Annotated in this window: 10 protein-coding genes; 1 reads left to right on the forward strand and 9 read right to left on the reverse strand. The window is 57.9% G+C overall.

Going from position 1 to position 12,956, the window contains the following annotated elements; genetic code table 11:
* Positions 1–15: 15 nt before the first annotated feature.
* From ACOYW0_RS00995 to ACOYW0_RS01005, 3 genes are read right to left on the reverse strand one after another with little or no spacing between them, the layout of a single operon-like run.
* Positions 16–651 carry a DUF4150 domain-containing protein gene (locus ACOYW0_RS00995; RefSeq protein ID WP_482416733.1) on the reverse strand — a complete coding sequence of 212 codons (636 nt, stop codon included), beginning with the start codon at positions 649–651 and terminating at the stop codon, positions 16–18.
* 2 nt (positions 652–653) lie between these two features.
* Positions 654–1,733, reverse strand: a complete 1,080-nt coding sequence (locus tag ACOYW0_RS01000) for a beta-ketoacyl synthase N-terminal-like domain-containing protein (protein WP_482416734.1) — start codon at positions 1,731–1,733, stop codon at positions 654–656.
* The gene (locus ACOYW0_RS01005; RefSeq protein ID WP_482416735.1) at positions 1,723–2,742 is read right to left on the reverse strand and encodes a DUF2169 family type VI secretion system accessory protein; all 1,020 of its coding nucleotides are present in this window, start codon (positions 2,740–2,742) and stop codon (positions 1,723–1,725) included. The genes ACOYW0_RS01000 and ACOYW0_RS01005 overlap by 11 nt, the downstream gene beginning before the upstream one ends.
* On the opposite strand from ACOYW0_RS01005, the gene ACOYW0_RS01010 reads away from it, so the two are divergent.
* Positions 2,741–2,890: a hypothetical protein gene (locus ACOYW0_RS01010; RefSeq protein WP_482416736.1), complete on the forward strand. Its 150-nt coding sequence runs from the start codon at positions 2,741–2,743 to the stop codon at positions 2,888–2,890. The genes ACOYW0_RS01005 and ACOYW0_RS01010 overlap by 2 nt on opposite strands.
* 265 nt (positions 2,891–3,155) lie before the next feature.
* On the opposite strand, the gene ACOYW0_RS01015 is transcribed toward ACOYW0_RS01010, so the two are convergent.
* The 6 genes from ACOYW0_RS01015 to tssF form a co-directional block, all read right to left on the reverse strand.
* Positions 3,156–3,659: a DUF6484 domain-containing protein gene (locus tag ACOYW0_RS01015; RefSeq protein WP_482416737.1), complete on the reverse strand. Its 504-nt coding sequence runs from the start codon at positions 3,657–3,659 to the stop codon at positions 3,156–3,158.
* Between the two features lie 11 nt (positions 3,660–3,670).
* Entirely contained in the window at positions 3,671–4,330 is a 660-nt protein-coding gene (locus ACOYW0_RS01020) for a hypothetical protein (protein WP_482416738.1), read from the reverse strand.
* Positions 4,331–5,014: 684 nt separating this feature from the next.
* Complete coding sequence (locus ACOYW0_RS01025) at positions 5,015–7,114, reverse strand: type VI secretion system Vgr family protein (RefSeq protein WP_482416739.1); 2,100 nt, start codon at positions 7,112–7,114, stop codon at positions 5,015–5,017.
* Positions 7,115–7,342: 228 nt separating this feature from the next.
* Positions 7,343–10,114: a type VI secretion system ATPase TssH gene (gene tssH / locus ACOYW0_RS01030; RefSeq protein WP_482416740.1), complete on the reverse strand. Its 2,772-nt coding sequence runs from the start codon at positions 10,112–10,114 to the stop codon at positions 7,343–7,345.
* A gap of 29 nt (positions 10,115–10,143) precedes the next feature.
* Positions 10,144–11,148: a type VI secretion system baseplate subunit TssG gene (tssG, locus tag ACOYW0_RS01035; protein WP_482416741.1), complete on the reverse strand. Its 1,005-nt coding sequence runs from the start codon at positions 11,146–11,148 to the stop codon at positions 10,144–10,146.
* Complete coding sequence (gene tssF, locus ACOYW0_RS01040) at positions 11,112–12,836, reverse strand: type VI secretion system baseplate subunit TssF (protein ID WP_482416742.1); 1,725 nt, start codon at positions 12,834–12,836, stop codon at positions 11,112–11,114. Before tssF ends, tssG begins: the two co-directional genes overlap by 37 nt.
* Positions 12,837–12,956 lie beyond the last annotated feature (120 nt).

Here is a 12,956-nt window from a genome sequence, read left to right on the forward strand (position 1 = left end):
TTTAAGCGCCTCGCATTACATGTCTTCTTTCAAGTTCATATTCTGGTTTTTCACTGTGACGTTTACGCTTTTTTTGTTTGTAACATGAACAATCTGACCATTTGCCATGGTCTTCTTTATCTCTTTTTTACCATCCACCTCGACCTCCAGCTCCAACCCCTCCATGGGTTCCCCAAAGGGGTCGAGAAAACGCATTTCCACCTTCCCCTGTTCCGGAATCACCGGTGTCTCATCCATAATCTCCTGCACAAGGGGGGCCTGCATCAACGGGGCCGGAGGGGTGTTTTTGTTGTTGTGGATCATGGTGTCAAAGGCCCGGGCCACGCCGTTTCCTTCCACCTGGACATCGAATGAAGAGCTGGTGAACTCCGCCTGCTTCTGGATGGTGCCGGATGCCGTGCCCTTCTTGTCTCCGGCTTCGTCGCCGATGCTTTTTTTGAAATTTGACTTGGCGTGCCCCAGGGGATTGCCATCCGCTTTGACGGTTTGCGCCCCACCGTCAAGATCAGACGACATGGCTGTATTTACGTATGGAATGGGCACCACCACCGGACCGATCTGTGTGCGGCATATGTCCGGCGAAGCAACCGATGTGCCGCCGCTGCCCTTATGAACCACCGTCCGACCATTTGCACCTACCGTAACGCCCATCGTCAATCCCCCATGTTGAATGTCATGAAAAGAGCCCCCCTCTCACCGGAATCCGATGAAGAGAGGATCAGACACCGGCAATCGGTGTTGCCAAACCCGCCCCGGGCCATGGTGCGTGAAGCAAGGCACATGGAAACCAGGGCTGAAGCGGCTCCTGTGTCTCCGATATTCCGAGCGGGGCAGAGGATCTCTTTCTCCCCGGCCATCCGACTGAAAACCCGTGCATGCATCATGGACATTTCATCGAAACGGTACGGTTCTCCGTTCAGATCGGTCATGATCGCCCTGACATCCACGGCCCCGTCCTCATCCGGAGGCAACAGGGCGAAAACGTTATCGGACAGCCCGGAACCTGCGTGTCGTCCTTCAAGGCAATGGTCTGACTCAAACCCGACGCCAACACCCTCTAAAAGCCCCTGGATCTCCGCCTGTCGCTTCTCGGCCCGGGTAAGCCATTCCAAAAGTACGACCGCTGAGGCCTCTCCTGGGATCAATCCATCCGAATTGACCTCGGTCTTCAGCCGCTTCATCCGGTTCAACCTGGACAGATTGGCAAAACCAAGGAGAGAATCTGCTCCGGCCACAAGGGCCTGTTCACACTGGCCTGTCTCAATGATTTCTGCTGCACGCTCCAACGCCATCAGGCCCGCGGCGTTGCCAAATGGGAATAAAGTAACCTCTCCCACATAGGGAAAGCGTTCTTTGTTTCTCGCGAAAAAATCGTCCATGGTCTCGTCGGGGAACAGATCCCTCTCTTTTCCGGGAAGGGATAGGAACAAAGGAACAGCATCTGATTCGCAAAGCCCGGCGTTATCCGCGATATCTTCCAAGGCATCACCCAGCAGCCTGCAAATTCGGTCTTCGGTCTCGTCTACATCCCCATCAAAGACCGGGTGACCCGTCACCAGGCCGTCTTCCCAGTCGTCATAGCCTCCGGGTGACTCAGCATAAAAATTCTGAAGTTTTACAGGGCGCTTCAGGCCCGCACGGATAGACGCACAGGCGGTCTTCACGTCATGGCCCACCGAGGTGACCATGCCAAGGCCCGTAATGGCTATGGGGTTGGAGCTGCTATCCGTCATGGCTGACTGTCACCTGTCTCAACTCGTCAAGGCGATCCGGCTTTGGAAAAGCAGATCGCCATACAATGGAAAACCTGTTTGCATCCGGCTCGATCAAAAGGGTATCGAGCCGCACATCGGGTTTGTATGTCTGGTCACGGAGGATAAATGCCGATGTGAGATTGATACCCGGAAGGTTAAACTGAATTTTTTCGTGATCCGGATGAAGATTAACAAGGGTCACGGTCTCATCCCCGGCGATCCACTCTTCAAGTGCGAGATCGGAGGAACCCGTGTTGTAAAACCCGGGACCAAAGTCCTCAGGCAAAAGGGGCATGCGCCGCCGTTCCCATTCAGCGTCATAGGTTCCGCACCGGGACCCCCTGGGCTCCCAGTGGGGTGCAACAAACCCGTATCCTGCAGGGGACGGTTTGTCTTTCCACCCCTGTATGGAACGATTCGCCCACTCAAGGTTCGGCAACGGATGACCGTCCAATGTTTTCTTTGTCCTTGCCATTCTAAACCCCGTCCCAACAGGATTTTCCAGGCAATGGCCCTGTTTTTTTGTCTTCTTGTGCGACGTGTCTGCACCGCCAAAGGCCCTTTCATAGACAAGGGGCATTTTAAGGAAAGGCAAAGGGGAAGTTTTGGTGACGACTCCCAGCCGATAACGCCAGGCACGATCTCCGTACACGCGCACGCGCTTTTGATGCGGTCCAACCATCAAAGCGGTATCGAGCTTGCGGACCGCTTTTTTTCCAGGTGCATAGGCATGCCCGTTCAGCACAATATCCGTGCCTCTTTTTTCCGGGACAAGATCTGAGGCGTACCGAAGGCTGCTGAGCCCCGGTTTACCGTAATACTCATCGGCATAGCACAAGGGAAGCTGGTCGGGAGCATCCTGCACAAAGCCCTGTTCGTCATACAAAAAAGTCCCCTTGATGATGGCAACCGCCTGACGGGTTCCGTGCTGATCACGAAGGACAAAGGTTTCTGCAGTATAAGGCGTTTTGTTGTGTAAGAGATGCATGGAAAACAAGCCTTTTATGGTCAACGTCAGGTCTCAAAACGGAGTGTTCAACATTGCCTCCGGCGGCCCTGCCGGGGGCCAAGCTTTTGAAAAGCTTGACAAACAGGTTTTAAAATTTCCCAACACCTTTGAAGACAGTCCGGTTTAAGCCAAATAGTCAACGAGTTACGATAACGAATCTTAGCCCTTGAAGGCTTGTCGCATCCCTCGTACAAACCACCAGCATATGTTTCGGTCGAAGCCCGAGCCGAAAGGCCGTTGCAATGTGGCCCGATGAACCAGGGACACATTGCAACGGCAGTCAGCTTTCGAGGTGTTTTCGATAGTGTGGCTTCGCCACCCTCGCCGCCGGAGGCAGGCTTTTCCTTGCACTTTAACCATAGAAGGCAAGCTGAATCGTTACTCCTGAACCTTTAATTCAACTCAACACTGCCACCTTTGATCTTATTGGTACCCGAGGCCCTGGAAACAATCTCCCTGCCGCGAATCACAATGCGGCCCTCTTTTTTAATGGAAATGCTGCCCTCTCCGCATCTCAGCACCATCTCCTTGTCGGCTTCGACCACCGTACACCCATTGCAGGAGGGATCTTCCATGGAGGAGGGCCGGCTATCCGCCTCCCCATCCAGGCAGACAAGGGTTTCCAAGACGTTTTCAAGGACGCCGACCACGATTGGCTTGTCTGCCCTGCCACCGTCAAACACCAGAAGCACTTCTCGCCCCACGAAGGAGTCCGACAAAAGCTCCAAGCGACTGATCCCTGAAAGCAACCTCGCCGGATACGGCCCCTCCCCGTCATAGGTTACAAGAATCTCACCCGGGTTTTTCGAGGATTCAATCCGCCCCGTCCTGGGATGGAGCAGAGCAAGGGTCCCCTCGTCGGCTATGTTCTTGTTCTGCCCGGATGTCTTAGTCATGACAGTCCTCTTTATCGCGCATGGCATGGTTCCATGATGTTTCCCCCGGCATACCATTCACCCGGTTCGAACCTGTCGGTGACTGCCTGGTTCCACGCTTCGTATTTTTCCAGAGCATTCAACTGGGCTTCGACGGGCATCCGGAGATCAAAGGGGAAATCCACCCCATAACGAATGGCAAGCTCTTCATAGGCGGCCTCGCGAACCCTTGCCGGAACCGATTCCGCGCCAAGGTTTTCGATCAGGCATTCAGGGGAGAACAGCCTGCCGTTTCGATACCGTCTGGACGAATCAAACCGCTCCCCGTGTTCCTGCACCCAGGAATTCCACTCTGCGACCTGCCTGGACAGCCTCGTCACCGTCTCCCCCGGCTCTTTGCCGGGGGGCCAAAGAGCCTCTCCCCGGGCAAGTTTCTCTTTTTCATCGTCAAACAAAAGATCTTCATCGAGGGCCTCCGGGATAAAGACCGTTTCGTACAACGGGGCCCCTGTCACCAGATAAAGAGAAAGGGATGCCGCCTCGGCGTGGTCCTCATGCTCAAGGGCTCGGATCAGAAGTGGAATCGCTGTGACATCACCCAACAGGCCCATGGCAAAAAGAACATCGTAATCAACTGGCATTGTCTTCAGCAGGTCCAGGGCCTGCTTGTCCCCGCAAAGCCCACAGCACATGGGCACTCCAGACAGCATCGCTTCATCAACTTCCTGCCCGGAGCGAGCTCGGATAAGGGACACAGGAAATCGGTATGCCCCTTCCCCACCCTGTCCAAAGCAGTTCGCGTTCAAAAGATGCCGTGGGGGCTTAAGGGGCACAAACTCCCTGAGAATGGTTGCCTTGGTTTCCTCGTCAAGGCTTTCACGGCCCAGCAATCCCCAAAGTTCGCCAGCCCACCCCTGGCACCTGCGATAGCCCGCAAGGCGCGATGCCACCCGTGCTTGGGAAGCGTTAACGGGACTACTTTTCAACAGCAGCTTGAGACAATCCTCTTCGTCGCTTTTTCCAAGATCAACGCACAAAGCGTCGGAAATGGCTTGAAGACGGGCTGGGTCCGATTCGTCCACATCGTCGACCAGTTCACAGACATCTCCGTGAAGACCATGACGCACCAAAACCCTTGAAGCAGCGTAACATTCCCCTGCATCGCCTTGCCGGGCCTTCTCACGACATAATGCCAGGGCGCTCTCCCCTCCGATAACCAAAGCATCCAGATGCGCCTCCAAGCGCCGCTCAAACGCAACAACGCGTCTCCAGGCCCCCCACTGGCGAGACACAAGACGATGCCACTGCTCATAGAGCATGGACGACTCCTCGAGATGCTCCGTATAAAAGCTAAGGTTTAAATCCGTTGTCATGCCTTAGTTCCCGGTGATGTTCTGGCCTTTGGTCACCAGTTTTCCACTTGCATTGATCTTGATATCCCCGCCGCTGATCAATACGGTGCCGTCTTTTTTCATGGTGATACTCGAACTTCCGCAGACAAAGGTAATCTGGTCTTCCGTGGTCAACACGGTTTTTTTTCCCACCATCACGGAGAGATCCGCGCCGACACTCACACCGGTTTTGTCCCCCACATCAAGGGTCAATTTCTGTCCGATGGTTTCCGTCATATTCTTCCCGATGTCCGTAACGCCGTTGCTCCCGATACTCAGGGTCCTGTCTGCTCCAATGTTAACCGTTTCGTTTTCCCCCACGCTTTCCTGGCTGTTTTTCCCGACGGATACGGTTTTGTTCTCCACCGTACTCTCATCCAGGTTCTTGCCCACGGACACCGCCATGTTCTCCCCCACGGATTCTGTGTGGTTCTTGGCAACGCTGATGTCCTTGTTGTTGCCGATGGATTCCTGCTGATCGTTGCCCACGGTTTTGCGGCGGTCGTTGTCCACGGCAAGGGTTTCATCGTGGCCGATGTGCTGGCCTTTGTCGTTTTTGATCTCGATGTTCCAGTCTTTTTCGCCGTGGATGTAGATCTCTTCCTCGCCCTTTAAGTCCTCGAACCGAAGTTCGTTGAACCCGTCGCCGTTGGGGGTGGAGCGGGTCTTGATGGTGCTTTTGGTCTTCTCGGCAGGGAGGGGATACGGGGGCATGTTGGCCCCGTTGTAGACGGCACCGGTGACGATGGGGCGATCCGGGTCGCCGTCGATGAAGCTGACGATGACTTCCTGGCCGATGCGGGGGATGAACACCGCTCCCCAGCCCGGGCCGCTCAGGGACTGGGCCACACGCATCCAGCAGCTGCTCCGGGCGTCCCGGTTGCCCAGGCGATCCCAGTGGTACTGCACCTTGATGCGGCCGTAGGAGTCGGTGTAGATCTCCTTGCCTTCGGGGCCGGTGACCACGGCGGTCTGGACCCCGCTCACCGTGGGCTTGGGGATGGGCGCCGGTCGAAAGGGGACCTCTGAGGGGATGCAGGAAAAGGTATTGGCGTAGGTGTTGCCCTTGCCGTTGGGGGCCAGCTCCTGAAGGGACTGGGGCTGAGTGCCCCGATGGGTGATGCGGGTGAGAAGGTACTCCCGGTTGCTCTCATCGTAGGGGTAATGGGCCAGGGTAAAGAGATGGCCCACGGCAAAGCCTCTGCAAAGGCTCTTGCCCGAGTATTCGTTTTTGTTTAGCCGCGCCCTTTCAAGGCCCACGGAGGCCAGGCGGGTCCCGGTGGCTTCGTCGGTGAGAAGGCCGGGGTAATCGTAGAGTTCCAGATTCTCATAGCTCTCTGCCGGTTTCTCCGCAGACGGCCTGTAAGAAGGGGTCTTAAACGCATAATCCTTAAGCACGTGTTTTCCCGAGACCACGTTTTCGGCCACAAGAAACTCGTTGACGTACTCCATCTGGTCCACCAGCTGTCCCGGCGGGGTAAAGAGCACCTCGGCCTTTCCGGCGATGGGCTTGTGGCACGCCGGAGTGTCTCCGAACACCAGCACATGGTCGGCCTCGGTGAATTCGTAGTAAAAGAAAATCCCCTCCTCGGCCAGGAGCCTTGCCACAAAATCCCAGTTGGTCTCCCGGTACTGGACGCAGTACTCTCTGGGAGAATAGGTGCGGTGGGTCCTGAACTCAAAGGTATTGGCCTGCATGCCGCCTGTCTGGAGCACCTCGGCAACAATTTCAGGCACGGTTTTTTCCTGAAAAATCCGAACATCCGAGATAAGGGTCTGCTCCCAGGCCCGGGGAACAAGGGTTACCCCGTAGAGATAGAAGCGCCCCCTTTTCTCCAGCTCTTCAAAACGGCTGACCACCCCGTGGACATACCGCTCCTGCTTTCGACCGATGAGGGTAACAAGCCCCTCTTGCCCCGTAAAATCAGAGCTTAGCCGACGTTTTTCCGAGACCACCGTTGCCTGCACCGAGAAATGATCGGAAACGGCCTCAGCCGCAGAGAGCGTGTACACGTCCAGCTTCGTCCCATTGAGTGTGCAGTCGAACTGCCGCATGGTTTCGAATATCTCTACCGGTGAGATCATCGTTTTCCTCCCGTGCATGGTGAATGCCTCCGGCGGTCCTGCCGGGGGCCAAACTTTTGAAAAGTTAGACAAACAGGTCTTGAGCAACATTCACGAAAATCTTCGCGGAAGCTCTTCCCCTGAGGAACGAAGGGGGAGGGCTTTCGCAACCTGGGGTCCAGGGGATTTATTCCCTGGCCGCCGGAGGCACGCTTTTTGAGCCCACTTTAACCATAGAAGGCACGCTTTTTAACCGACATTGAAGGCGCCCTCTGCATCAGTCTCCAGGGTCATTTCAGAGGGCAGTTCGCCTTCGCTCATGCGCTGCAGGAGTTCCCGGGAAATCAGGGGCAGCACCGTGCCGTTCATGATGTGGTCGATATTGCGGGCACCGGTCTCCACCTCCACGCACCGGGCCGCGACCTGGTCGATGACAGATGGCGCCACGGTCAGGGCGATGTCGTGGGTCTCCCTCAGGCGGTCCGCGACCTTGTTGAGCTTGATGCCCACCACCTCCTGCATCACATCCGCGGGCAGGGGCAAGAACGGGACGATGCTCATGCGGGCCAGAAGGGCCGGTTTGAAATGCTGGCTCAGGGTCGGCCGAATGGCGGCAATCAGCTCCTCGGTTTCAGGAAGATCCCCGGACTCTGCGGCGCCGGAGATGAGTTCCGAAGCCAGGTTGCTTGTCAGGAAAATCACGGTGTTGCTGAAGTTGATGAGGCGCCCCTCGCCGTCGGAGAGAGCCCCTTTGTCAAAGACCTGGTAGAAGAGGTTCATCACCTCGTCATTGGCTTTTTCCGCTTCGTCTAAAAGCACCACGGAATAGGGTCTCTGGCGGACAGCTTCGGTGAGAATTCCCCCCTCTCCGTAGCCCACGTAGCCCGGAGGCGAGCCGATGAGACGGCTCACCGTGTGTTTTTCCTGGAACTCGCTCATGTTGACGGAGATGGTGGAGCGCTCGCCCCCAAACAGCAGGTCGGCCACGGCCAGGCCCGTCTCGGTTTTGCCCACGCCGCTGGGCCCGGTGAGGAGAAACACGCCCAGGGGCTGCTCCGGGTCTCCCAGACCGGCCTTGGAGGCCTTGATTACCCGGGAGATGGCCTTGATGGCCTCATCCTGGCCCTTGATGCGGGCCTTTAAATCCTCTTCCATGTGGATGATGGTCCTGGCCTCGTCGTGCATCACCTTGCCTGCGGGGATACCGGTCCAGTCCGAGACGACCTCGGAGACGATGCCGGGGTCCACCTCGGTGCGCACCAGGGGATCGGTGCCCTGGATGGCGGCAAGCTCCGATGCCTTCGTGTCCAGGAGAGCCTGCAGTTCCTCCACGGACAGGGCGACCTCGGGCTCATCGCCTGCGGTTTCTCCCTGGGCTGGGTCGACGGGTAAAGGCGAGGCGTCCATGGCTGCATCGGTCTGGTCTGTGACTGTCCCTTCCGGCTCAGCCCCTTCTGTCTCAAACTCTTCCGTTTCAAGTACCGGTGTTCCCTGGGCCACTTGCGCATCCGGGGCCGTTACCCTCTCCCAGTATTGCGTCCTCAGATCGATGAGTTCTGCGGCCAGGGCCTGCTCCATGGCCCAGCGGGCCGTCACCTCGGTGAGCCGGGTCTCCAGGGCTTCGATCTCTACCTCCACGGCCGCAAGCCGTTCGGTATCCGGGTCAGACCCGTAGACTCCGTCCCGACCCAGGGCCTCTTTTTCGCGCTGCGCGGCCTGAAGCGTTCGTTCGATATCCTCCACGGCCCCCGGCTTTGCCGTGAGCAGCACCTTGACCCGGGCTGCGCTTGTGTCGAGGAGATCAATGGCCTTGTCCGGAAGATAGCGTCCCGAAATGTATCGGGCGGAGAGTTCGGCCGCGGCCTTGACCGCATCGTCCCGGATCACCACCCCGTGGTTCTTTTCATAGTTGGCCTTGAGGCCCCTTAAGATCAGGGTGGCGGTTTCCTCCGACGGCTCATCCAGGTACACCAACTGAAACCGCCGGGCCAGGGCCGCGTCTTTTTCAAAGTATTTCTTGTACTCGGACCAGGTGGTGGCGGCCACGGTCCGCAGCTCCCCCCTTGCCAGAGCGGGCTTCAACAGGTTGGCGGCATCGCTTCCCCCGGCTGAGCCCCCGGCCCCGATCATGGTGTGGGCCTCGTCGATGAAGAGGATGATGGGGGTTTCAGAAGCCTTGACCTCCTCGATCACCTGCTTGAGGCGGTTTTCAAACTCCCCTTTGACACCGGCCCCGGCCTGGAGGAGCCCCATGTCCAGCCCCATGAGGGTGACGTTTTTCAGAAAATCAGGCACATCCCCTTCCACGATGCGCAGGGCCAGCCCTTCGACAATGGCGGTCTTGCCCACGCCGGCCTCACCCACCACGATGGGGTTGTTTTTCCGCCTTCGGGCAAAGATGTCCACCACCTGGCGAATCTCCACATCGCGGCCGAACACCGGATCAATCTTTCCGGCCCGGGCCTTGGCGGTAAAATCCTCGCAGTACTTGGACAGAGCACCGCCCTTGGGGGTGTCAACGGCATCGGAAGGCGTGCCTTTCCCACCCTCTACCGAGCCTTTGGTCAATGAGGCAAACTCCTTGGCAAGCTCTTCACGGTTGATCCCGAGGAGCAGGTCCCCGATCTCCACGGTGGAAAACTGCGTGGGCCGATTCAAAAAAGCGAGCAGGAGCACCCCCGAGCGAATCCGGGACTCGCCCATCTCCACTGAACCGATGAGCTGGGCCTCCTGAAACCAGTCCATCAACCGGGGAGAAAACACCGGTTTGGCTCCGTTTCCCGTGGAAAATTCCTCCAAGGTTTGGTCCAAATTCCTTCGCAATTCCTCGACCCCTACCCCGCTTTGCGTCAGAATCCGGGAAATATCGGACAAAGGCTCGTCCAGGAGCTGCCACAAAAGGTGCTCCACAGTCACCTCGTAATGGGTTCGGGACACACACACGCCCGCAGCAGCCTCAAGGGCCTTCCTGCAGCATGGGTTCAGCCGGTTCAGCAAGGACTTCATGTCAACGGTGATCATTATCTATTCCCATGGTTGCCATTGAATCGTTACGGGTAAAACCGGGTGAGAAGCTCCCCGGCACTCTCCCCTGAAAACAGCCAGGTATCCAGGCCCAGGCTGGCCCACCGCGTATGCCCGGGGCGGGTGGTCTCTTTTTTCGCGTCGTCTTTCATCACCACATCCAGGACAAAGGTCACCGGGGAGGAGAGGTAGAACCGGGTGAGGCCCACCACCAACCGGTAGCCGTCCGTTCCAGGGAGAAACCCTCGGTATGCCTCTTCCGAAATGGGCCCGATACGAATGAGGATGGCGCCCGTGCCGTCGTCAAACTCCGTTCCCAGGTAGCTCGTCTCCCCCAGGACATTGCCGGACTGCCCAAGTACGCATTGCTGGTCCGCGCCGATGGGCACCTTCTGTTTCAGGGCCTGGACCACCTTCACCGGAAGCCCGCCCAGGGCATCGGTGAGGAGGGTCTTCAATCCCGAAGCCGACCTGTTCTTCTGGGAAAGGAGCCCGCTGTAGCGCACCAGGCCCCAGGGTGTATCCAACCCGGCCCTCAGGGCTTTGCGTCCCAGGCCGGAGAGACTGAAAAACCTGTCTGCGTAAGGGACATCGTCCTCTTCCATCACCTTCATCATGGCCTGGGACCTGGCCCACCCGTCGTAGAGCAGCTCGTAGAGGCGCTGGTTGATGATGTCCAGAAAATCCCGCGCCGCGTCGTGGTCCCACTCCCGTCCCTCAAGGAGGTCTTCGGTGTAAAAAACCGGCAGGGGCGATCCGGTGCCGTAAAGCCCTAAAATATTGGCCGTCAGGAGCCACTGACCTGCGGAGGTCTCTTCAATGCGCTCGATCCCCGGCCCGGCAAATGAGAGGGAGAGACTGGGCCTGACCCGAAAGACATCCACGGGCCTTGACCCGTTGATTCGGTCCCCTCCCTCTTCGGCGGTGAGGTTTTTTAAGTGTCGCACGGCCTGAAAAAATGAGAACGAACGCCCCCGGGAGAGGAGCGCCGCCCTTATCCCAGGGCCTCCTCCCCCATTCGTTCCTGCCATGTAAAGACCTCCCCGGTCCCGACTTCGGTGACCACGAGCTGTGTGAATGTATTCAAGGCCGCAGAGAGCCCCAGAAACCGGTCCAGGACCGTAGAAAACAGGTACAGGTCCCCCATGCCGGCAAAATGATCCCTTCGCATGGCCACCCGAAACACGACCCCGCTGACCATCACTCCCCGAAACAGGCGACGGGTGTTCTCGGTCTCCAGCCCCACGATGCCCTCGATGCGCTTTTCGCTTGCCGCAAACACCCGCCTTCCGCCGTGGCCGTCCAGCAAAAACAGGCCCAGCATGGCTTTGAAGTTCTCAAGGCGGCTCAGGCAGAACTGGTTAAGGTTCATCATGGAGATAAGCGGCCACAGAGCGTTGGTCCCCAGGGGAGGCAACACCGCCGAGGTGGGCTTTCGAAGGTTGCGGAACGCAACCCCTTCGGGTGACCTGGTGGTTGCCACACTGATGTCCCCTGCCAGGAGTTGCTCCGGCAGAAAACCGTTGGTGCAGAGCACGTCAAAGGAGAGGGACTTGAACTCCGGCATCTCCCTGCCCCCGGGGGTGGCGATGGAGATGCTCACGTCCATGGCCTGCCTCACCGGAGAGGTGGTGAGAATTTCGCTGTAGACCACGTCCGTCTCGTCGATGGCCAGGCTGTGAAAGGGCTTCATGGGACGCACCTCGCCACTGCCCGCCATGTACGCGGACACCCCCACAAGGGAGTACACCTGATAGTGGGAAAGATCCGGGGCTGTGGGCCTTACGCGGTATTCATTTTTTTCAGCCCTGAGCAGCACCGGATCTGCATCGTGGGAGAACACATTGACCGCCGGGGCCACCGAGAGCATAAACCGGGAGGCGTCCACCCGCAGGGGAACCTCCGGTGCCGCTTCCAGCTCGAACCAGATATCCACCTCTCCGTCGTCCTTGGGCGCCCTCCAATCCGAGAGCCCCGTCAACTCAACAAAAAGAAATTTTTCAGGAAGCACAAAGAACTCTTGAAGAAGGCGGTACCCGTCAAAGGAGGTGGACGGCCAGGGAATCAGGGACTCCTCCTCGGAAAATCCCTTTGGCCTCAAGCTCTCGGGCCCAAGGACAACACCATCAGGCAGGGAGCCGTCACCCACCACCACCCGACGCAAACCGGTGAGCAGCAGGCAGTAAAGGTCCGATGCCTCGGCGTACCCTCCGCCGATATAAAACCGCAGGCTGTCGGCTTTCCAATCATCGCGACCCGTGGCGGAAAGGGTCACCCGGATACCTGCCGTGCCGTCCGCCGTCTCCTCATACCCCGCCCGAACCACGCTCACCGGAGGCAACACCACATCGGTGCAGGTACGAAAACGGCAGGCGGTGCCGTCCACGGCCACGGAGTCCACTTCCGCACCGGAGGGAACCGAGGCCACCGCATCCGTCCCTTCCCCGGGTGAAAAAACCATCATGGTGGTGGCCGGAATGGGTCGAAGGTAATGGGGCCATACCTGACGGATGACATTGTGGATAATCTCCGGGAACTCATCGTCGATCTTCTGCCGAATGGACCCGGTGAGAAAGGCGACCCCCTCCAGGAGGCGATCCACATCCGGGTCCGCCGACGGCTCGCCCAGCATGGGGGCAATGGCCGGGTTTTCCCGGGCAAAGGCCGTCCCGATCTCCTTCAGGTGACTCAGCTCATTTTGAAAATAGTAATTAAACAAAAAAATTCCTCATCTCATGAAAATAACCTAAGGCACATCCTCACCATTCACGTGTCTCAATATCCCTTGAATACGCTTTTCACCGATGCCGCCATAATACCCGGCGAAGCAAGATAAAAC

The sequence above is a fragment of the Desulfoluna sp. HI9BLuna genome, assembly GCF_056829775.1.

Bases quoted from the DNA above. Each gene is read 5' to 3' on its own strand.
- ACOYW0_RS01025 (WP_482416739.1), bottom strand. From the start codon at position 7,114: ATGATCTCACCGGTAGAGATATTCGAAACCATGCGGCAGTTCGACTGC.
- ACOYW0_RS01010 (WP_482416736.1), top strand. From the start codon at position 2,741: ATGGAAAACAAGCCTTTTATGGTCAACGTCAGGTCTCAAAACGGAGTG.
- ACOYW0_RS01005 (WP_482416735.1), bottom strand. From the start codon at position 2,742: ATGCATCTCTTACACAACAAAACGCCTTATACTGCAGAAACCTTTGTC.
- ACOYW0_RS00995 (WP_482416733.1), bottom strand. From the start codon at position 651: ATGGGCGTTACGGTAGGTGCAAATGGTCGGACGGTGGTTCATAAGGGC.
- tssH (WP_482416740.1), bottom strand. From the start codon at position 10,114: ATGATCACCGTTGACATGAAGTCCTTGCTGAACCGGCTGAACCCATGC.
- ACOYW0_RS01015 (WP_482416737.1), bottom strand. From the start codon at position 3,659: ATGACTAAGACATCCGGGCAGAACAAGAACATAGCCGACGAGGGGACC.
- tssG (WP_482416741.1), bottom strand. From the start codon at position 11,148: ATGGCAGGAACGAATGGGGGAGGAGGCCCTGGGATAAGGGCGGCGCTC.
- ACOYW0_RS01020 (WP_482416738.1), bottom strand. From the start codon at position 4,330: ATGTGCTGTGGGCTTTGCGGGGACAAGCAGGCCCTGGACCTGCTGAAG.
- ACOYW0_RS01000 (WP_482416734.1), bottom strand. From the start codon at position 1,733: ATGACGGATAGCAGCTCCAACCCCATAGCCATTACGGGCCTTGGCATG.